This is a genomic window from Pseudoglutamicibacter albus (assembly GCF_022346425.1).
GTDB lineage: Bacteria > Actinomycetota > Actinomycetes > Actinomycetales > Micrococcaceae > Pseudoglutamicibacter > Pseudoglutamicibacter albus.
This window is the reverse complement of record NZ_JAKRCW010000001.1, coordinates 94607-120703: the sequence shown is the minus strand read 5'-3', so window position 1 is coordinate 120703 and position 26097 is coordinate 94607. Positions and strand designations below refer to the sequence as shown.

The following is a 26097-nucleotide window of genomic DNA, read 5'->3' as shown; positions in this document are numbered from 1 at the left end:
CCCACGCGAACCGTGATTCAACCGTTACTGGTTCTGACCGTTAGGGTTCTGCGGCTGACCACCCTGGCTGTTCTGACCACCCTGGTCACCTTGGTTGCCCTGGCTGTTCTGTCCGTTCTGGCCGTTCGGCTGCGGCGGGAGCGGCACCTGACCGCCCTGTTGACCCTGCTGACCACCCTGCTGAGCCTGCTGGCCGTAAGCGCCCGGTTGGCCTTGCTGAGGTGGCTGGCCTGGCTGCGGAGGCATCGGCGCGCCACCCCGCTGAGGTGCCTGACCGTACGGGCCCGACTGGCCATATGGCCCTGGCTGGGCTGACTGGCCTGGCTGCGGAGGCATCGGAGCCCCGCCCTGCTGGCCTGGCTGACCATAAGGACCTGCTTGGCCTGACTGGCCCTGCTGTGGTGGCGTCGGAGCTCCACCCTGCTGACCGTAACCGTACGGGTTCTGCTGAGGGTACTGCTGGCCTTGTTGCTGCATCTGCTGTTGCATGTGCTGCATGCGTGCCTGGGACTCTTGGCGGCGCTGCTGCGCAACCTGACCCAGCTGCTGGAAGTTCTGTGGACCTTCCGGGATACCCACGTTGATCCAGCTGAGTAGTGTGCCAGGCAGGAAGCCCATGGATGCCGGGACAACATAGCGTGCCAACGCTTCGATGGCGGCACCGACGAGCGCCAACAGGATGAAGTTCCAGCCTGCAAGGCTAGCGCCAGCGGAGAAGTCAGCATCCGTCCCGGAGAACAGGGCGAAGAGCATGAACAAGCCACCTGCCGCGTAGACCGCTGGCAGGCGCCAGCTTGCGCTCAGTGGAGCGGCAGCCTGGCCGCGTGCTGCCCAGCGCAACGCGAAAATAGCCAGCGCGAGAAGCGCGACGATGACGCCGACGAGTACAGCCCACCAATCGTAGCCGCCGTAGCCGAATGAGCTGCCGTAGCCGGTCGAGAAGGAGCCCAAGTAGATCGCGTTGAACCAGCTGAAGACGACGTGCGGGATGCCCGCGAGGACACTGATGAACATCTCACCCTTAGGGGCGTAGCCACCAGCGGTCAGGATGTTCAAGAGGCTAAAGAGGAACCCGAAAACACCGACAACGGCAAGGTGTTCCAGGAGCAAACGCACAGCGGCACCGATGTTGAGTTTGTCCGGGATGCCCTTCGGGGAGAGCAGGTACCAGACCAGACCGCCAACCGTCACAAGGGTGTAGACGGCGCCGCCGAACGAGCCGGCCCAGGCACCGCTTCCGCCGCCGGGAGCCCACGCGAAGATCGCGGAGAGAATCACCAGTGCGCCCCAGAACGCCAGGCCGGATGCGGCAGCGATCACGAGCTTTGCGATCCAGTTAGAGACCAACGTGGTGGAACGCAGCTTGCGGCCGAAGAACCATATCGCGATCAAGGTGAGAACCGAGATCGTCAGAGGAGAGAAAGTCGCGCTGTCGCCGTGATAGTGGAGGACGTTACGGAAACCGGCAGCCGGCAAATGCATGAACGAGAAGAAGTTTTCATGCATGAACGCTGACATGCCGGCCCACGACTTCTTCTCATATACGGCCCAGTAGAGGAAACCGAAAATCAGTGAGGAGACAACCGCTGCGCCAACACCGATACCGAGCACGGTGCCGAGCTTGATGTAAACGTCTTTACCGATGCCCTGGAACGGGTTCGGTTTAGGTGCCTGCGGACCACCCTGAAAACCAGGTTGCTGCGGGTAGTTACCTTGCTGCGGGTAACCGCCCTGTTGCGGGTAGCCGTTGTGCTGTGGGGATCCGCCCTGTTGTGGGTGTCCACCTTGTTGCGGATAGCCGCCGTATTGATTGTTCTGCGGCTGCTGCCCGCCGCCGGGCTGTTGCGGCGGTTGCGGAATACTCTGATCCGCCATAGTGCACTCCTCAAGAATTTCGTGAAGGATGAACCGTATTACTACTGCACCCACGATATGCCAAAACCTGCGTAAAGAAGCCGCTAGTAACAAGATTTCGCCAAATTGCTACAAATATCCCGTCCCTTCCCCGCCTAACGGGCACCGGGGATGACTAGGCAGGCCGGAACCAACGGGCGGCGGCTGAGCGGTTTTGTCGGGCTCGCGCTTTGGTGAGGCTGATGCCGTCGTGGTGTTGTGGGGTTATCGTGTTTGGCGGGGTTTGAAGATGGTGAAGTCTTGTATTTTGCAGGTCGGATCGTCATTGGGGTTGCCTGGTTGGCAGGGGCCGGAGACGTTGACTGATCGCATGCTCCAGACTCGTATGTCTAGGGGTGTGGCTTGGGTTTCTAAGGTGCCGGGGATGGTGTCCCAGGTTTCACCGTTATCCAGGGAGTATTTCCCGGTGTAGGTGACGGTGGCCTCAACCCGGTAGGTTCCTCGTTTCTGGTACATGTGCGAGGTCGGGGTTTCCTTCTCCCACACATCCGCTTTAGTGGGCAGCATTTTCCCTGCGGTTCTGGAAGTGCGGGCTTCACCGTCGCCGTAGTTCCACCGATACTTCACAGGTGTGAGTTCCACTGTGACGTTTTCATCGAGGACGTCGATGGTTTCCCGCACCACACCATCAGCGCTGGAAGTGTCGCTGTTGTTCTTGTTGTTTTTGGTGAGGTAGAAGTTGGTCCAGGCGGTGGTGAGGGTGTTGGGTTTGATCGCATCGGTAGTCACGGCTCCGGGGTGGATGCGGATGCGTTTGGTTTCGGTCTCGACAAGGGTGCGGATTTCGGTGATGGTCAGCGGGGCCTGCTCAGGTGGGGCACCGTTCTTAGATGGTTTGCTTTTGGCGCGGCAGGCGAGTTGGGTGGTGGCGGTGTTGCTGGTGTAGAGCAAGTCGTCACGTTGACCGCACTCATCAACTGCCCGGCGGGTGCAGGCTTGGGTTTTAGCCGCGTTACGAGCTTTAGAGTCCACCATCTCAGCCACATGTAAGTCACTACCAGCAACCTTGGTGGAACCGGTGACAGCACCGGACCGATCCAACGCGCCCGGGGTACAAGCTGGATCCCACAACAAACGCTTCCCAAAAAACCTAGGAGCAGTAGCAGGTGTATATTTCGGTGCTCTGGACATCACCAGTTCAGATTTTCTTTTGGATATCTGAGATGCCGCTACCTGAACGCTTTTCTTGTCTTGGTCGAAGGTTGTGTCCGGCGACGAATAGGCAGGGCCTACTGGGAGAAGTATCAGCGGAACGGCGGTAAGTAAGGTGATGATTCGTTTAGTTCTCAAGTTGGTACAGTCCTTCCATTTGCCATTTTCCGTTGACTCGTCGGAGCTCTACGAAGGCCTCCTCCAACGTGATCTCGGGGTACTGCTCGACCGGTTTGGTTTTCCCGGGAATATAGCGTTTGCGTGCAGAACCGGTAATAGAAAGACCGACTTCGTAATTGCCGTTGTCCGACGTTCTAAGATCGGGGCGAATATCGTTCATGGTGAGGCCGCCACCGATATTCCAGGACCTATCTTCGGAAATCAGCTCCAGCGATTCTTGAACTCCTTTGCAGTAGTCGCATGACTTACTGGTTATTTCCCAGAATTCCGGTCGCATTTTGCCTGTTTCTAGCCCGTAGTTGAATTCCTTGGTCCAGTGCTCGATGAACGCGACCTGACCGGCTTTGCTTTTTTCTTTCGCTACCTCGGGCAAGGGTCCGGGGACAGGGACATTTTGGGCTGGGCGTTTCGGGGTGGCTGGTTTATATGGGCCCTTTGGTGAGGGGCTGGCCGAAGGTTTGGGTTTCGCAGATTCTTTGCCGCTACCGGAAGCGTTATTGTCTTTCGCTTCCTTATCGCTCGGACTGACAGACGGCGAGACGGACGGTGCCGCTTCGGCGGGCGTCGCATCGTCGCTGGATCCGCAGGCGGCTAGCCCGGAAACAAGCGCGAGCGTCAGGGCTGTGGCGATAGCGCTTCGTTTTAGATTTGTCATGATGGCGCCCCTTAGGCATGTGTTTCTGTTTAGAACCTAAAGTAGCCAAGCGCATCCAAAAGCACCATAGAAGGGCGAAAGAAAATTTATCTTTCATAACCCGATTACAGCCCGAAGGGCCAAACTTCCTTATAAATACGCGGAAGCTGGATGCTGATGAACCGTTTGTGTACAGGTTTCTCTGTCCGGTACCCCGGAAAGCGTTAGACCTGAAGCTAGCTAGGAGCGTAAAACACACATAAAACTGAGGGTGTAATTCGGTTCACAGCAAGGCGAAGTAGCGAATGAATGAAGCGCTTCACGCTACGAGGATGAAGCCGTCCCGCAACGTTACTCACACAGCGGCACCAGTACAGCCACCTCAACGCGAGACTTAACAAAAGCGGAGACGGAGGTGTCTGGTTTCACGACATCGTTCACCCCTCACCACTCCAACCCACCCACAGATCTCCCACGACATCCTTCCAAGCATGTGTCACGACATCCTTCACCCATGTATCACGACATCGTTCACCCCACCGCAAGGCGCAACCGCTCCACTGGCACAGCCCAGCTCGAGACAGCGGCTACGCAGAAATACATGTCATAACGGCCGCGAACAATAGAAACAGTGCGACCTCAGAGCGGCACTAGGAGCACCGTAGTTGCCAGGCTGCGAGCACGTTTCGAGGCCACCTGGGCTGCACCAAAAGACGGAACGATGTCCTGACACATCCACCGAAAAAGCGGAACGATGACGCGATACAGGGTTAAGGGTCAGATTGTGTGTCTGGGGTTGGTGTTTTCGGCTGTGTTGGCGCGGGTTTCAGCGGATATATATGGCTGCTGGGCATATATCGGTGGTGTGAGCGTTCATTCCTCGGTGTGGTGTCGTTGATGTGCTACCGGCTAGTGGTGTGGTGGCTGGATGCCGAAGAACAGACCACGATGCCACTGCGGTGGCGATATGAAACGCAATGGCACCACCACACAAGGTAGGACAAGGTGGCGGTGCAAACTCTGCGGAGCCTCAACCACCAAAACCCGGACTGACATCACCAAAGCCGCAGTGTTCAAGCAGTTCATCGCTCACTGCACCTCGACCCGTAGCTTGAAAGACACCGCACAACAGGCCGGGGTGAGCCCTTCGACGTTGAAGCGACGGTTTAGCTGGTGCTGGCTGGTTGAAGTACCCGACCCGATGATCAAACACGCCGGGACGATCTATGACCAGATCTTTATCGATGGAACCTACACCGGTGCCGGGTGTCTTATCGTGGCAGCCACCTTCGATCATGTCCTGGCCTGGCACTGGTGCAAGCGTGAAACCAGCCTGGACTATCAGAGGCTGCTTCAACGTATCCCCGCACCAGTGATCGCTGTCATCGATGGAGGACAAGGAGCCGCCAGCGCTATCAAGAAATGCTGGCCTGCCACCGTGATCCAACGCTGCCTGGTGCATGCACAACGAGTCGTACGACGCTACACCACCTCACACCCGCGTACCGATGCGGGCAAAGCGATCTACCAACTAGCACGGAACCTGACCCGGATCACCACCCTGGATGAAGCAGCCACCTGGGCGAGGCAACTCCATGAATACGGCACCTTCTACCGGGGCTGGCTCAACCAGAAAACCTTCACCACAGACCCAATCACCCAACAACGCCACTGGGCCTGGACACACCCGAACACCCGTAAGGCCTACAACAGCCTGCTACACCTATGGCGTAACAACCTCCTGTTCACCTACCTCAACCCACCGACCGAACTACAGCACCGGCACCGCATCAAATCCACCACCAACAGCCTTGAAGGCGCGATCAACGCCGAACTGAAACTGCTCACCCGCACCCACCGCGGCAGAGCCGGAGAACACCAACGAAAAATGCTGGAATGGTGGCTCTACCAGAAAACAGAACTGCCTGACGATCCAACAGAAATCGCCAGGCAGTCCAACTGGGGCCAAAACCAACTCGCCAAAGTACCAGCCCTGACCCACAACAAGAACCAAGCCGACCACCAAACAGGACGACCAGCCCTCTACGACAACGCTATCGACACCACCTACACACACTCAATCGGCATCCAAAAAGGCCACATCTAACCCCCGCAACACACCCAAACCAGACACACATTTTGACCCTTAACCCGCGATACATCCACGCCCCTGGGCATAAAAAATGTCGGGACATCGTGTGAACGATGTCCCGACACATTACAAACGCGGAGGATGGGGGATTTGAACCCCCGAGGGCGTGAACCCAACACGCGTTCCAGGCGTGCGCCATAGGCCGCTAGGCGAATCCTCCTCGGATACCCGCGTCAGACCCTCAGGCCTGAACAAGGCTTTACATACTTTAGCGAACTAAACAGCTAAGGGCCAATCGAGACTACCTACACGGCTGATTCGCGTCCCATTAGCCTCTCAGTTAGACTGATACGCGACCCCTCACGTGGTGTTATCTCGCTGAACTCCCCCAGGGCCGGAAGGTAGCAAGGGTAAGTGGGCTCTGGCAGGTGCGTGAGGGGTCGTTACTTTTAACTCTGCCCCTCCGCCCGCGCGACCCTCCGGCCTCCGCCGCACAGCCCGCCAGCCTCCGCCCACACACTGGCAACCGAGGCGCACATAAGAATCCTTAAATGATCGAGGGGCCCACGGCGGTCATCGCCGTGAACCCCTCGTCCATATATTCCAGTAGTCAACTAGCCGAATATTCGAAGCCCGCAACTACCGTTCAAACTTGTGTAGCGCGAGGCTTACTTGAGGTTGTCCTTGACGTCCTCTGCAGCGTCGCCGGCCTTGCCCTTAGCATTCTGGGCCTTGCCTTCAGCCTGCTGGCCCTTGTCATCGCGCAGATCGCCAAGCTTATCCTTAGCGGCGCCGACTACCTTGTCCTTAGCGTTTTCCAACTTGTCTCCCAAGCTCATGGGATACTCCTTTCACGCTGAGACCGGGGTAGCTCCCCGAGGTCTTCTATCTGTGACACTTCCACACTCACCCGCCCATGTCTAGGTATTTGCTACTTTGTTTGCTTAGAACGAATATTCAGCCACCATCGTGCACCCTTTGCTAGGGGTCTGCTGTGGTCTCTGGGTAGTCTGGTGGGGTGAGCACAGCGCTATACCGCCGGTTTAGACCCGACACGTTCGAAGACGTCATCGGGCAAGATCACGTGACCAAACCGCTCCAAATGGCTTTGGACAAAAACCGTGTCAACCACGCGTACCTGTTCTCTGGGCCCCGCGGCTGCGGTAAGACGACCTCGGCACGCATCCTCGCCCGTTGCCTCAACTGCGAGAACGGCCCCACCTCGCATCCATGTGGCGAATGCCCGTCCTGCCGCGATCTTGCGACGGGCGGCTCGGGCTCCCTTGACGTAATCGAAATCGACGCCGCCTCCCACGGCGGTGTGGATGACGCCCGCGAGCTACGCGAGCGTGCATCCTTCGCTCCTGCACGCGACCGCTACAAGATCTTCATCATCGATGAAGCCCACATGGTGACCTCGGCCGGCTTCAACGCGTTGCTGAAAATCGTGGAAGAGCCGCCGGAGCACATCAAGTTCATTTTCGCGACAACCGAACCTGAGAAGGTCATTGGCACCATCCGTTCGCGCACCCACCACTACCCTTTCCGGCTCATCCCGCCGGAACCCATGACTGAATATGTGCAGCATCTTGCTGATGTTGAGCATGTAGCGATCGCACCCGGGGTAGTGCCTCTCGTGGTGCGTGCCGGCGGCGGTTCCGCCCGCGACACACTCTCCGTCCTCGATCAGCTCATGGCCGGCTCCGGTGATGACGGCATCTCATACGACCTCGCTGTCGCACTGTTGGGTTTCACCCACGGTGAGCTTCTGGACGATGTGGTGGATGCGTTGGCCGCGCACGATTCCGCTTCCGTGTTCGCGGCCGTGGACCGCGTGATCCAGTCTGGCCAGGACCCTCGCCGTTTTGTTGAGGACCTTCTGGAACGCTTCCGCGACCTCATTCTGGTGCGCGCCGTCCCCGAGAACGCCTCCGATGTTCTGCACGGCGTGCCCGAAGACCAGATCCAGCGGATGGCAACCCAAGCCTCCGGCCTAGGCCCGGCAGAGCTGTCTCGGTGGGGCGACATCACCAACGCCGCGCTCACCGAAATGACCGGCGCAACAAGCCCTCGCCTGCATCTTGAGCTCCTGTGCGCACGCCTATTGTTGCCGTCCACCGATGACACCGAGCGTGGCCTCGCCGCCCGCATGGACCGTGTGGAACGCCACTTGAGCTTCAGCGGCGGCCCCATGGAAGCTGGCAGCGCCTCCCCTGCACCCGCACCAGATAAGAAAACCACACAGTCCGATGCGCAAGCCGGCCCATCTTCACCGGCACCCGCAACGGCATCCAATGATGCGGCACCGGCTGCGGGACGTGGTGCTGCCGCCGCGCGCGCCGCACTGCGGGACTCGGCTCCGGCCGCGCCTCAGCCATCACAAAATCCTGAGCCTCGCCAGATGCAAGAGCCAGCGGCACCGGCTGCACAGGCTACACCGGCTGCACCCCGCCCAGCCGCATCAACCGCAGCCGCACCAGCACCTGCCGCACCCGCGCCAGCTTCGGCTGAACCTGCGCAGAAACCTGCGCCTACAGAGGAAACAGAACCAGCCGCACCAGCACCGGAATCGGCACACGAGCCTGCGCAGGCACCTGAAGCAACGCCGGAGCCCACGCCAACACAACCCCCTGCCCGCGAACCGGAAGCTGCACCTACTCCCGAACCTGCTGCCATGCCGGCACCTGCCTCTGCCTCCGAGCCCGCTTATACTCCTGAACCTGCTCCGGAGACTCCACCGGCAACCGAGCCTGAACCTGCACAGCAACCCGAACGGCCCGCGGCGGGTTCCGAGGGTTCCGTTGAGATGTTCCGCAGGGCGTGGCCGCAGATCCTCGAGAACGTCAAACAGAACCGCAGATTCGTGTGGTCGATCCTGCAGCAAGACGTCTCGGTCGCCGGCTATGACGGGAAGACGCTCACCCTCGGGTTCAGCAATCCTGGCCCGATGAACGCGTTCCGCAACCGTGCCGATGCCGCCGAAACACTCAAGGCTTCCATCAGTGCAGTGATAGGAGTGACACCGGACATCGACGTCGCTGAAGGCGGCGATGCCAGCCCAAAAGCTGACGGCCGGAACAACCTTCCGGCCGCGGAAGAACCACAGCACCACGAAGCACCGCACAACGAGCCGCCCTACGAAGAACCGCAGTACGAGGACGCGCCGCGGCACGATGAGCCACCGCCAGCTGAGCCACAGCACGATGCGCCGAAGCCTCAGCCAGAACCTCCGGCTACTCCCGCTCCAGAGCCACCCACCGCTCCCACGCCGGCTGCCTCATCACCTGCGGCGGCGCCCGCCGCGCCAACACCATCATCCGCGCCTGCACCATCGGCGGCGCCAGCGGCACCGGCTCCGCCTACGGTAGCGCCACCACAACCGGCAGCACCCGCGCCACCATCCTCAGCACCTGCTGCTCCAGTACCACCTGCAACGTCACCAGCGGCGCCACCCCCATCGTCGGCCCCGGCCCCAACAGAACCATCGTCTGCTGCCCCATCAGCACCTGCGCCTGCGCCCCCAACGCCGCCATCGGGCGGGAAGCTCAGCCGCTATCAACAGCTGCTCGCGCAAAGCAAGAACAACAGCCAGGCTCCGGCTCCAGGCTGGGGTGCCCCAGCGCCGCAAGCACCGGCGCCCGTTGAAGAGCATGACTTTGTTCCGAGCGAGGATGATGAACAGCTCGAGAACTCGGTCTCGTTCGGGCGTGCCGCGTTCGAGAACATCCTCAACGCGAAGCTCATCGAAGAAACAGACCTCGAAGGCAATCCGCTACCCCACCGTCGCTGATTCGCCTCACCGCAACCGTCAGGAGAGTGCACCGTGTACGAAGGCGCCGTCCAAGACCTCATCGACGAGCTCGGGCGTCTACCCGGCATTGGCCCTAAGTCTGCTCAACGCATCGCGTTCCACATCCTGGAAGCAGACAAAGAGGATATGCGGCGGTTCGCTGACGCGATCAAGGTCGTCAAAGACAAAGTGTCTTTCTGCGAGGTGTGCTTCAACATCACCGAAGACGAAAAGTGCGCGATCTGCCGCGACCCTAACCGGGACGACAGCACCATTTGCGTTGTCGAGGAATCGAAGGACGTCATGGTGATCGAACGGACGCGCGCATTCCGCGGCCGGTATCACGTACTGGGTGGCGCGATCGACCCGATGGCCGGTATTGGCCCGGATCAGCTGCACATCAAGGAGCTACTCACTAGGCTCTCGGATGATGCGATCCAGGAACTCATCATCGCAACGGACCCGAACCTTGAAGGCGAAGCCACCGCAACGTACCTGGTGAGGATCCTCAAAAGCATCGGCGTCAAAGTGTCCCGGCTCGCATCCGGACTGCCGGTGGGCGGGGATCTGGAATACGCGGACGAAGTCACGCTCGGGCGAGCACTTGAAGGCCGCCGCTCACTGATCAACTAAGCGGCTGACGATCAACTAACCGGCCGATGGGCCCAGCGGGTAGCCAGCACCGTGCGGCCCGGTCTCGCGCCGGCCGCACGGCGGGACGGCCTAGCCGCGCTCGAGCTCGTCTTGAATATTGTTGAGAGCGGCCAGGATGTGGAACAGGTGCTGATCCGCTTGCAGTCGGGTTGCGTACACGATCTGCTCGGGATCCAACATGTAGCTTTGGCCCACGGTGTCTGTGACTAAGACGTGGTCTTTGCGGTGGCGCAGGCTTGCTACCTGGATTGAGACGCGTTCTGCGGGTTGATCGAACGTGAGTTGCCCCGCAACGTTTCGCCCGTCGAGCCGGCTAGCCGTGATTTCTAGGCCGAATGGCTGAGGAAGGTCTTCCCTGCTACCCATCGCGTTTACGCCCCTGTCCTGTTGTGTCGATCCTGCTGGTGTCGATCGTGTCGTGTCGAATGAAGTACAGATCGGCCGCAACTAAGACGTAACCAATCCTAATCCACGGGAACAAATCACCTTTGGAGCGTCCTCCGGTAAAGATAATAGTCAAAGATAGGGTAAATCCTGGGATCTGAGAGTCTCTGACACGAAATATTTGACTCGTCACCCATTTGACCTCTGTTGCATGCGTCACACTTGATGTTCTTACGATACCCGCTGCAACGCGCGTCACTTATTGTGTGTGCCATGCCTGCGCACCGTAGGCTGAAACACAACACTTCCCTGGGGTGCCGGCATGGCTTAGGCGCACCCATCGACTAGCGAAAGGCGCTCATGGCTCTGATCGTGCAGAAATACGGCGGCTCTTCCGTTGCGGATGCCGCAGGTATTAAGCGAGTCGCCGCCCGTGTGTTGGAAACCCGCGAAGCCGGCAACGATGTTGTCGTTGTTGTTTCCGCGATGGGTGACACGACTGATGAGCTGTTGGATCTGGCCGCCGAAATCACTGACAAGGCACCCGCCCGCGAAATGGACATGTTGCTATCCGCTGGCGAACGCATGTCCATGGCTCTGCTCGCTATGGCGATCGAAGCCGCAGGCGGCAAAGCGGTCTCCTTCACCGGTTCACAGGCCGGAATGATCACTGACGCACTGCACGGTTCGGCCCGCATCGTCGAGGTCTCCCCTGCGCGTGTCCGCCGCGCGGTTGAGCTCGGTTCAGTCGCGATCGTGGCTGGCTTCCAGGGCATGTCGAAGGAATCGAAGAACATTACGACGATGGGCCGCGGCGGTTCTGACACGACCGCGGTTGCGCTCGCTGCGGCCCTGGATGCCGATGTGTGCGAGATTTACACGGATGTGGACGGCGTCTTCACTGCTGATCCGCGCGTGGTTCACCATGCGCGGAAGCTCGATACGCTCTCGAGCGAGGAGATGCTGGAGCTTGCCGCGCACGGCTCGAAGATCCTGCATTTGCGCTGCGTTGAGTATGCGCGGCGTTTCGGTATCCCGATTCACGTGCGTTCGTCCTTTAGCCACAATGAGGGGACCTGGATTGTCCCTGACGCTTCTGACAAGATCCAACTCCCGGAGGGGGAACCATTGGAACAACCGATTGTTGCCGGCGTAGCTCATGACCTCTCCGAGGAGAAAGTCACCGTGATCGGCGTCCCAGACATCCCGGGTAAGGCCGCCCACATTTTTGAGGTCATCGCCCAGGCGGATACGAACGTGGACATGATCGTCCAGAACGTCTCCACCGCAGGCTCCGGCAAGACTGACATCACGTTCACCGTACCGAAGACTCAAGGCGACCGCGTGGTGACCGCGTTGCGTGAAGCCCAGACCGAGATCGGTTTTGAGGACATCGAACAAGACAACAAGATCGGTAAGGTCTCCCTGGTTGGCGCAGCGATGCGCTCCAACGCGGGCGTCTCCGCGACGTTCTTCCGCGCCCTGCACGAGGCCGGCATCAACGTTGATCTGATCTCCACTTCGGAGATCCGCATCTCGATCGTGACTCACGAAGACAAACTCACCAAAGCTGTCGAGGCGATCCACACCGCATTCGGACTCGACACCGAACAGGAAGCCACGGTCTACGGCGGCACAGGCCGCTAAGCTCCCTGCCGCCCGCCGCGCGGTTCGGTTCTCGCACGCGCTCTTAAGAACTTCCCAGAAGCTTCCCACTTAACTTCCCACTAACTTCCCACAGTGTTATGTTGAGTGGGAAGTTAAGTGGGGAGTTAGTGAGCACTCGATGGACACCGAACACTTAGAGACAATCGTCCACACACTGCGGTTGGTTGGAACAGACAACCAGCCAACCGAGGTCAAGAGCAATGTGGGCAAGTCAATTCGCGAAACTCTCAGCGCGTTCGCGAACGCAAACGGCGGCCTCATCATCCTGGGGCTCGATGAGTCAAACGGCTTCTTGCCGGTAGAGGGCTTCGATGCCGCAAAAGCTCAGGACGCGCTAGAAACCCGATGCGCCCAAACCACACCCCCAGTGCGTCCGCTCATCGACACAGTGCCCTTTGAGAACTCCTTAGTTGTTGTAGCGGAAGTCAGTGAAATGACCTCCGAAGACAAGCCTTGCTACGTAACTGACCAGGGAAAATATGGCGGTAGCTATATACGGGTTGGCGACGGTGACATACGGCTTACGCAATACGAAGTCGACCGCCTCGTTGAGGAGCGAACCCAGCCTAAATGGGACGAACAGTCAGTCACAGATGCGCAACCTGAAGACCTGCATTCGGGCACCGTGAACGCCTACCTGAGCGTTCAACGCAAGCGTCGTCCTAAAACCTTCAACGATGGCATCGAAACCGCGATGAAACGCTTGCGTATCCTCAAAGACGGACACCCAACCCTGGCGTCATTGCTTGTCATGGGCGAATATCCGCAGGAGTTTTATCCGCGCCTTACGGTGACATTTGCTAACTTCCCTGGAACAACCAAGGGCTCTGTTACTGAGGGGATCCGTCTCCTAGACAGCAAGACTTTCACCGGCACCATTCCGGAGCTCGTTGATGAAGGAATTGAAGTCGTCAGAAAAAACATGCGCACTGCCGCGCTCATCGGCGAAAAGTACCGCTCAGATTTGCCAGACTATCCGCCTGTCGCGGTACGCGAAGCTCTTGTGAATGCACTCATGCATCGCGATTACTCACCGCTCGTGCAAGGTAGCCAGGTACAGATCAACATGTTCGTTGATCGCCTCGAAATCACCAGTCCAGGAGGACTATATGGAGGCGTTACCGTTAGAAACTTAGGGAAACCAGGAGTGAGCTCGACTAGAAACCAACGGCTCTCTGCGTTCCTCGAGGACGTGAAGTTTCACGACGATGATGGCGCGGCAGGTGTCGTTGCTGAAAACAGGGGCACGGGAATCGCAGTCATTCAACGCTCACTCGCTGATGCCCTCATGCCGCCACCTGAGTACATCAACCGGCTAGACAGCTTCACCATTATTTTCCACCGGCGAAGAGTCGCGGAGAAAGAGCGGTATGCAAGCGCCTTTGACCAAGTGCTCACCGCTCTCAAGAGCCAAGTCTCTGCCTCCACAGCTGAGCTCGTCAAGAGCACAAAACTAAGCCGTACAGCAGTCCAAAAAGCAGTGAACGAACTCATCGCCGAGGGTGCCGTCGAGCGCACTGAACCGCTACGAAGCCCGCGCCAACGCTACCGGATCAAAACATAGTCATTCAGCCAAGAAGGCCCGGCATTACCGAGCTTCCCACTTAACTTCCCACAGTGTTATGTTGAGTGGGAAGTTAAGTGGGAAGCTCAAGCATGAGCCCGCTAGCGTTGCTCCACGTATCCTCAGTGCCCTCCGTGAACGCAGCCTCAACGCGATCCGTGAACGCGCCCACCGCATCGTCGTTGAGGGCGCGCTTTATTCCACGGTTTGGGTGTGGCCCGTCGCATCGGCAATCGCGCGGCGAATGGTGACTTCATCGAGCACGCCTTCTTGAACCGCGAGGTCAATGATGGACGCGTTCTCTTCGAGCGCCTGCTTCATGAGGTCAGCGGAACGTTCATAGCCGATCAGCGGCGAAAGCGCAGTCACCACGGACACAGACTCAGCCACACGACGCGAAAGCACGTCCTCGTTCGCCTCGATCCCGTCCACGCAACGCAACCGCAACGTCGCACATGCCGCACGCAGGGAATCGATCGCATCGAACAACACATCAGCCATCACGGGTTCGAAAGCGTTGAGCTGCATCTGACCCGCCTCAACCGCCATCGCAACCGTTGTATCAGCACCGACCACGCGGAACGCGACCTGGTTCACGACCTCCGGGATCACCGGGTTGACCTTGCCCGGCATGATCGAAGAACCCGCCTGCACTGGCGGCAAGTTGATCTCATTCAAGCCAGCCTGCGGGCCGGATGAAAGCAAACGCAGGTCATTACAGATCTTGGAAAGCTTGATCGCGGTACGCTTCAACCCACCGGATACGAGCACGAAAACACCCGTATCCGAGGTCGCCTCAACCAGGTTACGAGCACCGATCACGTTGTTCTTAGTGATCTGCTGCAGGTGCTTAAGCACAAGCTCGCGATACCCCACCGGCGCCGTAATCCCGGTACCGATCGCGGTGGCACCCAGGTTGAGTTCCAGCAGATGCGGAATGAAGTTCGTGAGCATCACGACGTCTTCACGCATCGCATCTGCGAACGCACCGAACTCCTGGCCCAGCGTCATCGGGACGGCATCCTGGAGCTGGGTGCGGCCGATCTTAGTGATCTCCGCGAACTCTTGAGCCTTCTTCCCGAAGGATTCGGCGAGCAACCCGACCTCTTCGATGAGCCCACGCATCGCCCAATGCAGCGCAAGTTTCAGCGCGGACGGGTACACATCGTTAGTGGACTGGGCGGCGTTGACGTGATCGATCGGGTTGATCACCATCGATTCGTCCCCGATGATCTGCTGGGCACGATGCGCAATAACCTCGTTCGCGTTCATGTTCGTTGAGGTTCCCGCACCACCCTGAACACGGTCGATCACAAACTGCGAATCCCACTTACCGTCCATGACCTCTTGGGCCGCGGCCTCGATCGCCTCACAGCGGGCATCATCAAGCCGGCCCAACTCGTGATTAGCCCGGGCAGCCGCGAGCTTCACAGCACCCAAAGCCCACACAAGCTCCCGGATCTGGCCCACGGTGCGGCCCGTGATCGGGAAGTTCTCGACCGCCCGCAACGTGGAAATACCCCACAAAACCTCCGCCGGGACTTCACGTGTCCCCAGCGAGTCCTTCTCGGTACGGGTTTCGGTGGATTCAAGCGCGGCCCGCAACTCGGCAGGGGCCGTCAGAGGCAAAAACGACATGATGCTCCTGAGAACCGCAAACCAACGGTTTGCAACAACAGATACCAACTGATGAGTCTACGCAGACAGCACGCAATCGGCCGCATCCGCACCCGCTGGCAGCTGCCGCGAGCGCTGGCCAGGCCCGCATCGTCCACAATGGATGTATGCCCACCTTGCTCTATCCCGACCAGTGGCGTGCCCGCGAGCACGCTCACGCCGAACGCGCCCGCGCATACACCGAGCCGTTCCGGCACCGGCGAGCGCGGCAGCAGACCCACCCGGTCTATGACTTCTTGTTCACGTATTACTCGTTTCCGCCGGCGCAGCTGGAACGTTGGCATCCCGGCCCCGGCGTGGTGTTGTTAGGCGACGATGCGGTGGCGCAGCGGTCTGGGTGGCGGTTTTATTCGGTGGTTGAGGATGCCGATGGGAGCGGGAGGCCTGGCGTTACGGTGGATGCCGCGGAATTCGTGGCGGCTCGGGGACGGATGGTGGACTTCGCGGACACGATCTTCAGTGCGGTCGCGGCGCGGCCAGGGAGTTTTTCGTGTTTTGGTTTGCACGAGTGGGCTATGGCGTATAACTCGGAAGAGAACGGTATGCGCCACGACTATGTTCCGCTCCGGCTGGGTTCTAGCGGTACGGATGAGGTGGTTGAGACCCACCAGATCCGGTGCACGCATTTTGATGCGTTCCGGTTTTATGCCCCGCAGGCTCGCGGGCTGAACCAGCTCACGCCTACGCGGGAGCGGCAGGTTGAGCTTGAACAGCCTGGATGTTTGCACGCCGGGATGGACGTCTATAAGTGGCTGTATAAGCTCGCGCCACTCGTGGATTCGGGGCTCATCATGGACGCTTTCGAGCTCGCGTGGGAGACCCGCATCATGGACATGCAGGCCTCACCCTATGACTTGAGTGAATGGGGCTTCGAACCCATCCGGATCGAAACCGCGCACGGCAAGGCCGAATATGTTGAACGGCAACGCGCATTCTCTGAACGCTCCCAGCAGCTACGCCAGCGGGGGCTCGATGCGGTCGCCGCGATCCGCGCGAGCGCTGCCTAGTCGAGGACCTTGCCGGGGTTCATGATCCCTTGCGGGTCGAAGACCTTCCGCAACTGTTGCTGCAGTTCCGTCTGGTCTGCGCCGAGCTCCAAGGGCAGGAAGCGTTTCTTCAACAAGCCCACGCCGTGTTCGCCGGTGAGCGTTCCGCCCATCTCGAGGGCAACACTGAACACTTCGTCAGCGGCTTCCCACACGTGAGCCGGAACCGCATCCAGCCCCGTCTCACCCGCGACCGGTTCGAACACGAACACCGGATGCATATTGCCATCGCCGGCGTGGGCCGCGCTCGGCAACGCAACTCCATACTTCCGTTCAATCTCACGCATCCGCGTGAATGCCTCCGCCATCCGGGTCCGCGGAACAGCGATGTCCTCAACCAAAACACTGCCACCCATGCGTTCAATCGCAGGGAACACGGCCCGCCGCATACCGATCAACGCTTCAGTCTCTTCAACGCTTTCAGCAACCCGCACGTGACGCGCGAAACCAGCCACCGCATCGTGCACCTGGGACAACTCTGCCGCGGCACCCAGGCCATCTGTCTGCACCAAAAGCAACGACGCCGGCCTGCCCTCGGTAGGGTCCACGAACGCCTCATCCGTAGCAACCAAGTGCCCCACCACCGCGGCCGAGGTCACTTCATCGAGCAGCTCCATCATCGCCGGCTGAAGATGCGCCGCCGTCACAGCGCTCGCGGCAGCTGCGGCATCCACCGCCGAATCACACACCGCAACCAGCGTGGCAACCTCAGCGGACTGCAGCGGCCGCACCTTCAAGACACACTCGACGATGATCCCCAGCGTGCCCTCGGAACCGATCAGCATCGAGGTGACGTCATAGCCGGAAACACCCTTCACGGTGCGCCGACCCATCGACACCACGCGGCCATCCGCCAAAACCACCGTGAGCCCCAAAACCCACTGCTGCGTCACGCCATACTTAGCGCACAAAAACCCGCCAGCATTCGCCGCGATGTTCCCGCCCACCGTGGAGATCGCTTTCGACGCCGGATCCGGCGGCCACCACAGACCATCCTTGTGTAGCACCGCGTTGAGCTCATCGTTCAAGATGCCCGGCTGGACCACACACAAACGGTCATCCGCCGAAATCTCCAGAACCTTATTCATGCGCTCCAGGCACACCACGAGCGATCCCGCGCCCGCCGTCGCAGACCCCGCCAGGCCCGTGCCGGCACCCCGCGGAACCACACTCACGCCATGCTCCGAGGCCCAGCGCACCGCCGCCTGAACCTGCTCCGTGGTCTCCGGCCACACCACCGCAACCGGAACACCATCCGGCTCAACACCCGAACGGTCAATCGAGTACGCACGCAAGGTCGGCTCATCCGTCGCGATGCCGCCGCGCATCGCCTCCCGTAGCGAATCCAGCGCCGTCTGTGAAACCAGCGGCGAAACAGCTGCAGATGCAGAAACAGTTGCCTCCGATGCCGGAGCCACCTCAGCCATGAAACCTCACCTTCCCCACAGCTTGGGTATGAGCCAGAACACACAATGGTCGGAAACTAGACTAGCGCTTATGCCCACCCCACCAGAGCGCGCCGAACACGCCAACTCAGAGTCCCTGCTTCAGCTGCTCGGTGGTGCGCGCCCTGCGATCGAGGCGACCATCCCGCCGGTTGTGTTCGTGCTCGCGTGGATGCTCAGCGGCAACGACATCGTCATCGGGGGCGCGGCAGCTACTCTGTCCGGGCTCATCATCGCCGGCTTCGCGCTCTACCAACGCCGCAGACTGACCTCCGTCATATTCGGGTTGCTCGCCGTGGTCGCATCCGCCGCGGTTGCGGTCTATACCGGCAACGCCGTGGACTTCTTCCTGTTGCGGCTGCTTTCCAACGCGGCCTCGATGCTGGCCTGGATAGCCTCCATCATGGTCCGTTGGCCGTTCCTTGGGATCGTGCTCGGGGCACTGCTCGGAACCAAAACCACGTGGCGTAAGGACCCCGTGATCCTACGCGCCTACAACCGCGCTTCCTGGTTCTGGGTCGCCCAATACGGTGTCCGCGTCATCGTGCTCGGCTACTTCTGGGCTACCGGCCACGTCATCGGGCTCTCGGTGGCCCACATCCTGCTGAGCTACCCGCTCTTCGCGCTCAGCCTCATCGCATCCGGTTGGGCACTGTTCGGCTCCATCCCCAAAACCCATCCCGGGATCCGCCACCCACAAGTGGCGCACCCTGGACAAACCGCGGAACAGAACACGGAACAATCTGAGCCGCGAAACAGCAACCACACCGGGCCGGAAACCGAGGCCTAACCCCTGCCCCATACACGATTCCCAGACGGTTTGTCCTGAGCCTTCACATTCCCAGACGTTAAGAAATAAAAAACCGGCGAGCGCACAAATTTTTCTAGACTGGGAAGCCGCAACACGATTTCAGGAGGAACTGTGGAACCACAGCTAGAGGATGCATACGCTGACGTACTTCGCCGCAACCCTGGCGAACCAGAGTTCCACCAGGCAGTTGCAGAGGTTTTCGATTCCCTCGGCCCAGTCGTCAAACAGCACCCCGAGCTCATGGAATACGGGATCATGCAGCGGTTGTGCGAGCCGGAACGTCAGATCATCTTCCGTGTGCCGTGGGTTGATGACAACGGCCAGGTACAGATCAACCGTGGCTTCCGCGTCCAATACAACTCCGCACTCGGCCCGTATAAGGGTGGCCTGCGTTTCCACCCTTCGGTGAACATCGGCATCATCAAGTTCTTGGGCTTCGAGCAGATCTTCAAGAACTCACTGACCGGTATGCCTATCGGCGGCGGTAAGGGCGGCTCTGACTTTGATCCGCACGGTAAGTCCGATGCGGAAGTCATGCGCTTCTGCCAGTCGTTCATGACTGAGCTGGCTTCCCACATCGGCCAGTACACGGACGTCCCGGCTGGCGACATCGGTGTGGGTGCCCGCGAAATCGGCTACATGTTCGGCCAGTACCGCCGCATGACCAACGCTTATGAATCCGGCGCGCTGACCGGTAAGGCGTTGCTGTGGGGCGGGTCTCGCGCCCGCACCGAGGCGACCGGCTACGGTGCCGTGATCTTCGCGGAGTCCATGCTGAAAACCCGTGGTGAATCTTTCGACGGCGCCAAGGTGACCGTGTCCGGTTCCGGTAACGTCGCGATCTATGCGATGCAGAAGTCCCAGATGCTGGGTGCCACCGTGCAGGCATGCTCGGATTCCTCGGGTTATGTTTATGACCCGAACGGGATCGATGTTGACCTGATCAAGCAGGTCAAGGAAGTGGAGCGCGGCCGCATCTCTGATTACGCCGAACGCCGGGGCAACGGCGCCCGCGTTGTCACTGACGGCTCCATCTGGGACCTGCCAACCGACGTCGCCTTGCCGTGTGCAACCCAGAACGAGCTCAACGGCCGTGACGCCCACACCCTGATCCGCAATGGTGTCAAAGCGGTTTCCGAGGGCGCGAACATGCCATCAACCCCCGATGCGGTGGCGGCTTTCCGTGACGCGAAGGTGCTCTTCGGCCCAGGTAAGGCTGCGAACGCCGGTGGCGTTGCGACCTCCGCGCTTGAGATGCAGCAGAACGCCTCCCGTGACTCCTGGACGTTCGACTACACGGTCCAGCGTCTCACCGAGATCATGGAAGACATCCACGAAACCTGCCTCGAATCAGCGGATAAGTATGGCCGCGGCGGCGACTATGTTTTCGGCGCGAACGTAGCCGGTTTCAGCCGTGTCGCAACCGCGATGCTCAACCAAGGCATCATCTAGCGGGAGCCCACCCCACGCGTGTTCCTAAACGGATAAGATAGAGAGGCAAGTGCGCAAGCACCATTTCTGTGTGCTCGCGGCAAGAAACTGCCATCTCAGGAGATCCCACATCATGGCCCGGATCGTCGTTGACGTCATGCCCAAGCCCGAGATTCTGGACCCGCAGGGTAAAGCTATTCTCGGTGCGTTCCCTCGCCTCGGTTTCACCCAGTTCAGCGAAGTCCGTCAGGGCAAGCGTTTTGAACTGACCGTGGACGGTGAAGTGACAGAAGATACTTTGGCAGCAGCTCGCGAAGCCGCTGAGACCCTGCTGTCCAACCCGGTCATCGAAGACGTTGTCAACGTGGCTGTGGTTGAGGACGGTCAGTAATGCCCCGCACCACTGATTTCCCTTTCTTGGTTGATAACTCCGTGGACACCTACCCGAACTCGGGCGTCAAGATCGGCGTTGTCACGTTTCCTGGAACGCTCGATGACCGCGATGCGTGCCGTGCGGTGCGCTTGGCCGGCGGCGAGCCAGTGAACCTGTGGCACGCGGATGGCGACCTCAAGGATGTTCAGGCTGTTGTGATCGCCGGCGGGTTCTCCTACGGCGACTACCTGCGCCCGGGCGCTATCGCTCGTTTCGCGCCGGTCATGGACAGCATCATCGACGCCGCGAACTCGGACGATAAGCTCCCAGTGCTCGGCATCTGCAACGGTTTCCAGGTCCTCACGGAAGCTCACCTGCTTCCGGGTTCGATGATCAAGAACGATCACCTCAAGTTCATTCGCCGCGATCAGCCGCTGACCATCGAAAACAACGAGACCAAGTGGACCCGCCTGTACGAGAAGAACCAGAGCGTGGTCTACCCGCTGAAGAACCAGGACGGCCAGTACGTCGCTGACGAAAAGACCCTCGACATGCTCGAAGCCGAGGGCCGCGTGGTGTTCCGCTACGAAGGCTGGAACCCGAACGGCTCCCGCCGCAGCATCGCTGGCATCACAAACGAAGCCGGCAACGTGGTTGGTCTGATGCCTCACCCAGAGCACGCAGTTGAGCTGGGCTTTGGTCCCGACGACGGCCGCGGCCGTGACGGCCTGACCGTGTTCACTTCCTTGATTAGCAACTTTGTGGAGGACGCCAAGTGACCACCCAAGACTTCATCCTTGACACCGTCGCTGACGCCGAATCCACCCCAGACGTCGAACAGCCGTGGGCTGAACTGGGGCTCAAGGAAAACGAATACGAGGACATCAAGAAGATCCTCGGCCGCCGCCCAACAGATTCTGAGCTCGCGATCTACTCCGTGATGTGGTCGGAGCACGCTTCCTACAAGTCGTCGAAGATTCACCTCCGTTCCTTTGGTAAGAAGGTCGACGACGAGATGAAGAAGCACACCCTGGTTGGTATGGGCCAGAACGCTGGCGTGACCGACCTCGGTGACGGCTGGGCCGTGACCTTCAAGATCGAGTCCCACAACTCGCCGTCCTACGTTGAGCCGTACCAGGGTGCCGCTACCGGCATCGGCGGTATTGTTCGCGACATCATCTCGATGGGTGCCCGCCCCGTAGCGGTCATGGACCCGCTGCGTTTCGGCGCGATCGACCACCCAGACACCGCACGCGTCGTGCACGGCGCCGTCGCCGGCATCGGCGGTTACGGTAACTCGCTCGGCCTGCCAAACATCGGCGGCGAAACCGTGTTCGACTCCGTCTACCAGGGCAACCCGCTCGTCAACGCGCTCGCTGTGGGCGTGATGCGTCACGAGGACATCCACCTCGCGAACGCTAAGGGCGAAGGCAACCGTGTGGTCCTGTTCGGTGCGCGCACCGGCGGCGACGGCATCGGCGGCACCTCGGTTCTGGCCTCCGCTTCCTTCGAGGAAGACAAGCCATCCAAGCGCCCTGCCGTTCAGGTGGGTGACCCGTTCGCTGAGAAGGTCCTCATCGAATGCTGCCTCGACTTGTTCCGTGAAGAGCTCGTCGTCGCGATCCAGGACCTCGGCGCGGCCGGTATTTCGTGTGCGACCAGCGAGCTCGCCTCCAACGGTGGCGTGGGCATGAACGTTGAGCTCAGGGACGTGCTGTTGCGTGATCCGAGCCTCAACCCGTCCGAGATCCTGATGTCCGAATCTCAGGAACGCATGATGGCCGTCGTGACCCCCGAGAACGCTGAAGCGTTCGAGAAGGTTATGGAACACTACGGTGTCGAATACTCCTGGATCGGTGAGATCACCGAGGAACCACGCCTCATCATCACCTGGAACGGCGAGGTCATCGTGGACATCGATCCGCAGACCGCCGCTGAAGAGGGCCCTGAATACGACCGCCCATACGCTCGCCCTGACTACCAGGACACGCTGCAGGCTGACACGTTCCGTTCCTCCGAGGCCGGTAAGAACCTACCGGAGCAGGGCGAGGACCTCAAGCAGGCGATGCTCGAGCTCATGGCGCGCCCTAACTTGTGCGATAAGTCGTGGGTCACCCAACAGTTCGATTCCAACGTTGGAGGCAACACAGCGTTGGCTTCCCCTGACGACGCCGGCGTGATCCGCGTTGATGAAAACACCGGCATGGGTGTCGGTTTCGCAACGGATGCGAACGGCCGCTACGCCTACCTCGACCCCTACGCTGGCGCTCAGCTGGCTTTGGCCGAGGCGTACCGCAACGTCGCGACCTCCGGCGCTACCCCGATGGCTGTGACTGACTGCCTGAACTTCGGTTCCCCTGAGGACCCGAATGTGATGTGGCAGCTGGTCCAGGCGATCGAGGGGCTTTCGGATGCCTGCCTTGCACTCCAGGTTCCGGTGACCGGCGGTAACGTTTCGCTCTACAACCAGACCGGCGAGACCCCGATCCACCCGACCCCGGTTGTAGGCGTGATGGGTCGCTTCGATGACGTCACCGCGCGCACGGTTTCGGGTTGGCGTGAAGAGCACGACGGCAACGCGGTCTACCTGCTTGGTCTGACCCGCGATGAGCTGGATGGCTCCGAGTTCGCCGCGATGCGTGACCACCTCGGTGGAGTCCCGCCGAAGGTCGACCTCGATGCGGAACGCACCCTGGGCCAGCTTCTGGTTTCCGGTTCTCGCGACGGCATGTTCGATGCCGCCCACGACCTTTCCGAAGGCGGCCTCGCAGCCGGGCTAGTCGAGATGTCGATGCGCTACGGCGTCGGCGTGCGCGTGAACCTGGATGAACTCAAGCAGCGTGACGGCATTGACGCTTTCACCGCTCTGTTCTCTGAATCGCAGGCCCGCGCGCTGGTGTGCTTGCCGCGTTCCGAGGAAGAACGTTTCACCGCGATGGCCGCGGCACGCGGGTTCGCCCACGTCCGCCTGGGTGTCGTGGACGCTTCCTCGAACGCGATCGAAGTTCAAGGCGAGTTCTGTGCAACCCTCGACGAAATCCGCGAAGGCTGGGGCGCAACCATGCAACGCCACTTCGGCTAACGCCTGTTGCTAGCGGTGTGCCGTACGGCTACAGCACACCGCTAGCAGGCACCGTCGATAACAAGAGATGGCTGTGGGCGCCAGGTTTATCCTGGCGCCCACAGCCATGTCGTATTCGCGGCCGTGAATTGTACGGCCTGCCCCAGCTGGCGGGCGCTGTCTCCTGCCCGCCAGCGTGGCAACCTAGCGGCGGACAGCCGCGCCCGGATGGTTCTCCGGCAGCCGGTCGCCGCGACCAAACAGTGCGTGGCGCAAGGAGGAACCCGTCTGGTCCTCCACTGGGCGGTCTGCATCCCACGCAACCGTGGCATCGGCGGCTTCCTCAGCGCTCGGGTACACGCCGAGCGCTTCGAGTTCTGGAATCACGTAGTCCACAACGTCACGGAACGTGCCAGGCTTGACCGCGTAGGCGACATTGAAGCCATCCACCCCGGTGTCACGCACCCATTCGTGGAACTGTTCGGCGACTTCGCGGCCGGTACCCACGGCAACCGGACCGAAACCACCCACGCCGATGTAGCGCGCCAGCTGGCCCACGTTCCACGGCTTATCAGAATCGCCTGAAGCCGCCTGGAACATGTTCACCGCGGACTGGATCGCGTTGGACTCCACGTCTTCACCGATCACCGCATCGAGCGGGTATTCGGACAAGTCGATGCCCGTCCAGCCTGCGAGTAACGCCAACGCGCCCTGCTCATCGGCATAAGACTGGTATTCGCGGAATTTCTCCCACGCTTCCTCGTTCGTCTTACCCACAACCGGGGTGATCATCGCGAAAATCTTGACGTCATCAGCGTTACGGCCCGCCGCCACGGTTGCTTCACGAATCTTCTTCACGGTCTTCGCGAGGCCTTCCTTGGTTGCCTGCGAAACGAACACAGCCTCAGCGTGCTTCCCCGCGAAAGCCATACCGCGCGAGGACGCGCCGGCCTGGAAGATCACCGGGGTGCGTTGGCGGGAAGGCTCCGTGATCGCAATGCCTGGAACGTTGAACCATTTGCCTTCGTGTTCAATCGGGTGCACCTTAGCCGGGTCAACGAACAAGCCAGATTCGCGGTCAGCTACAACCGCGTCGTCCTCCCACGACCCCTCGAGCAACTTATACACGACCTCGAGGTATTCATCCGCGTGATCGTAGCGTTCGTCGTGCTCCATCTGGCGGGTCTGGCCAAAGTTCTTCGCCGCGGACTCGAGGTAGCCGGTCACAACGTTCCAGCCGACTCGCCCGCCGGTGATGTGGTCCAGGGTCGCCATGCGGCGCGCGAGCCCCACCGGATGCTCATACGCGGTGCCTGCCGTGACACCGAAACCGAGGTTCTTCGTCGCTGCAGCCATCCCCGCCACGATCACCGCCGGATCAGCCAACGGGATCTGCGCACCGGAACGCAACGCCGTCTCCGGGGAGTTCGCGTACGCGTCATACACACCCATCACGTCGGCCAAAAACAGGGCGGAAAAACGGCCCTCTTCCAGGATCCTGGCGAGCTCAACCCAGTGCGAAAGCTTGTTGTAATCCCGCGAGGTATCTTCCGGATGCTTCCACAAACCCGGGGACTGGTGGCCAATCGTGTTCATCGCGAAAGCGTTGAGAAGAATCGGTTTTTCAGACGACATGTTAACCCTTTCCCGCAGCCCTCAAACGCTGCGCCATCGTCTTCTGGCGGGAGCACCTTTCCCTCACGATTCCTGCTACGGAACCCTTCAGGATGGTTGCTGCGGCGTCGTAGAGCCAGATCTCTCGGCCGCTCTGGATGGATACGGATTCAGCATAGAGGCACACCATGGGCATCACGCAAATCGCTCGTGACCGATGACAAAGAATGACAGCACGCATCGGCGGCTACACTTGCGAAAGTATTACCCCATGCCATAACACGGGTTTCTGCAGGTGAAAGGGCTACAGCGACGTGGAATTTGCACGGCCAGAAGTGTCCTTTACCGTCGATATCATCGCGCTAATCATCAACGGGATCATGGGTGGGGTGATCGCCCGCCGCATCGGACGCCTTTGCTTCGCCAGCCGTGTTGAGCAACATGACACACACGCTGACCCGATTTGCGTGCAACCGCCTTCGTCACCCACTATGGACAGCACAACCATCCAGAGCGGCTGAGAGATCTGGCTCTACGACGCCGCAGCAACCACCCCGGGTTTTTACCGGGCATGGTGCTCACGCCAGGATCGATGGAGTGACAACGC

Annotated in this window: 20 protein-coding genes, 1 tRNA gene, 1 other RNA gene and 2 riboswitches; of the genes, 13 read left to right on the top strand and 9 right to left on the bottom strand. The window is 60.2% G+C overall.

Annotated elements, in window-relative coordinates; all coding sequences use genetic code 11:
• Positions 1-24 precede the first annotated feature (24 nt).
• The 3 genes from MHJ63_RS00515 to MHJ63_RS00505 all read right to left on the bottom strand — a co-directional run bounded on the left by MHJ63_RS00515 (position 25) and on the right by MHJ63_RS00505 (position 3901).
• Positions 25-1875 carry a hypothetical protein gene (locus MHJ63_RS00515; protein WP_070491180.1) on the bottom strand — a complete coding sequence of 617 codons (1851 nt, stop codon included), beginning with the start codon at positions 1873-1875 and terminating at the stop codon, positions 25-27.
• Positions 1876-2118: 243 nt separating this feature from the next.
• Positions 2119-2985: a PKD domain-containing protein gene (locus MHJ63_RS00510; RefSeq protein ID WP_239445822.1), complete on the bottom strand. Its 867-nt coding sequence runs from the start codon at positions 2983-2985 to the stop codon at positions 2119-2121.
• Between the two features lie 208 nt (positions 2986-3193).
• Positions 3194-3901: a DUF6318 family protein gene (locus MHJ63_RS00505; protein WP_239445821.1), complete on the bottom strand. Its 708-nt coding sequence runs from the start codon at positions 3899-3901 to the stop codon at positions 3194-3196.
• A 907-nt stretch (positions 3902-4808) separates the two neighbouring features.
• On the opposite strand from MHJ63_RS00505, the gene MHJ63_RS00500 reads away from it, so the two are divergent.
• Complete coding sequence (locus MHJ63_RS00500) at positions 4809-5987, top strand: IS1249 family transposase (protein WP_239445819.1); 1179 nt, start codon at positions 4809-4811, stop codon at positions 5985-5987.
• Positions 5988-6107: 120 nt separating this feature from the next.
• Here the strand turns inward: MHJ63_RS00500 and MHJ63_RS00495 are convergent.
• Positions 6108-6192 (bottom strand) — tRNA-Ser (locus MHJ63_RS00495).
• A gap of 131 nt (positions 6193-6323) precedes the next feature.
• Here MHJ63_RS00495 and ffs point away from each other — a divergent pair.
• Positions 6324-6420: signal recognition particle sRNA small type (ffs, locus tag MHJ63_RS00490), an RNA gene on the top strand.
• Between the two features lie 220 nt (positions 6421-6640).
• On the opposite strand, the gene MHJ63_RS00485 is transcribed toward ffs, so the two are convergent.
• Entirely contained in the window at positions 6641-6811 is a 171-nt protein-coding gene (locus MHJ63_RS00485) for a CsbD family protein (RefSeq protein ID WP_083285302.1), read from the bottom strand.
• A 179-nt stretch (positions 6812-6990) separates the two neighbouring features.
• Here MHJ63_RS00485 and MHJ63_RS00480 point away from each other — a divergent pair, with 179 nt between their 5' ends.
• Both MHJ63_RS00480 and recR read left to right on the top strand, forming a co-directional pair.
• The gene (locus tag MHJ63_RS00480; RefSeq protein ID WP_239445818.1) at positions 6991-9762 is read left to right on the top strand and encodes a DNA polymerase III subunit gamma and tau; all 2772 of its coding nucleotides are present in this window, start codon (positions 6991-6993) and stop codon (positions 9760-9762) included.
• Positions 9763-9795: 33 nt separating this feature from the next.
• Entirely contained in the window at positions 9796-10395 is a 600-nt protein-coding gene (recR, locus tag MHJ63_RS00475; protein WP_239445817.1) for a recombination mediator RecR, read from the top strand.
• 90 nt (positions 10396-10485) lie between these two features.
• Here recR and MHJ63_RS00470 read toward each other — a convergent pair whose 3' ends face one another.
• A complete protein-coding gene (locus MHJ63_RS00470; protein WP_035756554.1) occupies positions 10486-10782 on the bottom strand; it encodes a hypothetical protein in 297 nt (98 codons plus the stop codon).
• 378 nt (positions 10783-11160) lie between these two features.
• On the opposite strand from MHJ63_RS00470, the gene MHJ63_RS00465 reads away from it, so the two are divergent.
• Together MHJ63_RS00465 and MHJ63_RS00460 are read left to right on the top strand one after the other, a co-directional pair.
• On the top strand, positions 11161-12447 hold the full coding sequence (locus MHJ63_RS00465) for an aspartate kinase (protein ID WP_239445816.1): 1287 nt from the start codon (positions 11161-11163) through the stop codon (positions 12445-12447).
• A 139-nt stretch (positions 12448-12586) separates the two neighbouring features.
• Entirely contained in the window at positions 12587-14032 is a 1446-nt protein-coding gene (locus MHJ63_RS00460; RefSeq protein WP_239445815.1) for an ATP-binding protein, read from the top strand.
• A 195-nt stretch (positions 14033-14227) separates the two neighbouring features.
• Here the strand turns inward: MHJ63_RS00460 and MHJ63_RS00455 are convergent, their stop codons facing one another.
• Positions 14228-15670, bottom strand: a complete 1443-nt coding sequence (locus MHJ63_RS00455) for an aspartate ammonia-lyase (RefSeq protein WP_239445814.1) — start codon at positions 15668-15670, stop codon at positions 14228-14230.
• A gap of 146 nt (positions 15671-15816) precedes the next feature.
• On the opposite strand from MHJ63_RS00455, the gene MHJ63_RS00450 reads away from it, so the two are divergent.
• Positions 15817-16716: a 3-methyladenine DNA glycosylase gene (locus MHJ63_RS00450; protein ID WP_239445813.1), complete on the top strand. Its 900-nt coding sequence runs from the start codon at positions 15817-15819 to the stop codon at positions 16714-16716.
• On the opposite strand, the gene MHJ63_RS00445 is transcribed toward MHJ63_RS00450, so the two are convergent.
• Positions 16713-18182, bottom strand: a complete 1470-nt coding sequence (locus MHJ63_RS00445; RefSeq protein ID WP_239445812.1) for an FAD-binding oxidoreductase — start codon at positions 18180-18182, stop codon at positions 16713-16715. The genes MHJ63_RS00450 and MHJ63_RS00445 overlap by 4 nt on opposite strands.
• Before the next feature lie 70 nt (positions 18183-18252).
• On the opposite strand from MHJ63_RS00445, the gene MHJ63_RS00440 reads away from it, so the two are divergent.
• The 5 genes from MHJ63_RS00440 to purL all read left to right on the top strand — a co-directional run bounded on the left by MHJ63_RS00440 (position 18253) and on the right by purL (position 23897).
• Positions 18253-18990 carry a DUF3159 domain-containing protein gene (locus MHJ63_RS00440; protein ID WP_239445811.1) on the top strand — a complete coding sequence of 246 codons (738 nt, stop codon included), beginning with the start codon at positions 18253-18255 and terminating at the stop codon, positions 18988-18990.
• A gap of 132 nt (positions 18991-19122) precedes the next feature.
• Positions 19123-20463 carry an NADP-specific glutamate dehydrogenase gene (gdhA, locus tag MHJ63_RS00435; RefSeq protein ID WP_239445810.1) on the top strand — a complete coding sequence of 447 codons (1341 nt, stop codon included), beginning with the start codon at positions 19123-19125 and terminating at the stop codon, positions 20461-20463.
• A 112-nt stretch (positions 20464-20575) separates the two neighbouring features.
• The gene (gene purS / locus MHJ63_RS00430; RefSeq protein ID WP_035756569.1) at positions 20576-20833 is read left to right on the top strand and encodes a phosphoribosylformylglycinamidine synthase subunit PurS; all 258 of its coding nucleotides are present in this window, start codon (positions 20576-20578) and stop codon (positions 20831-20833) included.
• A complete protein-coding gene (gene purQ, locus MHJ63_RS00425) occupies positions 20833-21594 on the top strand; it encodes a phosphoribosylformylglycinamidine synthase subunit PurQ (RefSeq protein ID WP_204880677.1) in 762 nt (253 codons plus the stop codon). Before purS ends, purQ begins: the two co-directional genes overlap by 1 nt.
• On the top strand, positions 21591-23897 hold the full coding sequence (gene purL, locus MHJ63_RS00420; protein ID WP_239445808.1) for a phosphoribosylformylglycinamidine synthase subunit PurL: 2307 nt from the start codon (positions 21591-21593) through the stop codon (positions 23895-23897). Before purQ ends, purL begins: the two co-directional genes overlap by 4 nt.
• Before the next feature lie 183 nt (positions 23898-24080).
• Here the strand turns inward: purL and MHJ63_RS00415 are convergent, their stop codons facing one another.
• On the bottom strand, positions 24081-25511 hold the full coding sequence (locus tag MHJ63_RS00415; RefSeq protein ID WP_239445807.1) for an LLM class flavin-dependent oxidoreductase: 1431 nt from the start codon (positions 25509-25511) through the stop codon (positions 24081-24083).
• Positions 25512-25541: 30 nt separating this feature from the next.
• Positions 25542-25655: riboswitch (SAM riboswitch) on the bottom strand.
• Between the two features lie 149 nt (positions 25656-25804).
• Between MHJ63_RS00415 and MHJ63_RS00410 the strand changes: the two genes are divergently transcribed.
• A complete protein-coding gene (locus tag MHJ63_RS00410) occupies positions 25805-26011 on the top strand; it encodes a hypothetical protein (protein ID WP_239445806.1) in 207 nt (68 codons plus the stop codon).
• Positions 25992-26089: riboswitch (SAM riboswitch) on the top strand. (Overlaps the previous gene by 20 nt.)
• Positions 26090-26097 lie beyond the last annotated feature (8 nt).

Coding starts and splice junctions, on each gene's coding strand:
- MHJ63_RS00445 (WP_239445812.1), bottom strand. CDS start 18,182: ATGGCTGAGGTGGCTCCGGCATCGGAGGCAACTGTTTCTGCATCTGCA.
- MHJ63_RS00440 (WP_239445811.1), top strand. CDS start 18,253: ATGCCCACCCCACCAGAGCGCGCCGAACACGCCAACTCAGAGTCCCTG.
- MHJ63_RS00450 (WP_239445813.1), top strand. CDS start 15,817: ATGCCCACCTTGCTCTATCCCGACCAGTGGCGTGCCCGCGAGCACGCT.
- purS (WP_035756569.1), top strand. CDS start 20,576: ATGGCCCGGATCGTCGTTGACGTCATGCCCAAGCCCGAGATTCTGGAC.
- MHJ63_RS00505 (WP_239445821.1), bottom strand. CDS start 3,901: ATGACAAATCTAAAACGAAGCGCTATCGCCACAGCCCTGACGCTCGCG.
- MHJ63_RS00470 (WP_035756554.1), bottom strand. CDS start 10,782: ATGGGTAGCAGGGAAGACCTTCCTCAGCCATTCGGCCTAGAAATCACG.
- MHJ63_RS00460 (WP_239445815.1), top strand. CDS start 12,587: ATGGACACCGAACACTTAGAGACAATCGTCCACACACTGCGGTTGGTT.
- MHJ63_RS00465 (WP_239445816.1), top strand. CDS start 11,161: ATGGCTCTGATCGTGCAGAAATACGGCGGCTCTTCCGTTGCGGATGCC.
- MHJ63_RS00485 (WP_083285302.1), bottom strand. CDS start 6,811: ATGAGCTTGGGAGACAAGTTGGAAAACGCTAAGGACAAGGTAGTCGGC.
- purQ (WP_204880677.1), top strand. CDS start 20,833: ATGCCCCGCACCACTGATTTCCCTTTCTTGGTTGATAACTCCGTGGAC.
- MHJ63_RS00455 (WP_239445814.1), bottom strand. CDS start 15,670: ATGTCGTTTTTGCCTCTGACGGCCCCTGCCGAGTTGCGGGCCGCGCTT.
- MHJ63_RS00415 (WP_239445807.1), bottom strand. CDS start 25,511: ATGTCGTCTGAAAAACCGATTCTTCTCAACGCTTTCGCGATGAACACG.
- MHJ63_RS00500 (WP_239445819.1), top strand. CDS start 4,809: ATGCCGAAGAACAGACCACGATGCCACTGCGGTGGCGATATGAAACGC.
- MHJ63_RS00515 (WP_070491180.1), bottom strand. CDS start 1,875: ATGGCGGATCAGAGTATTCCGCAACCGCCGCAACAGCCCGGCGGCGGG.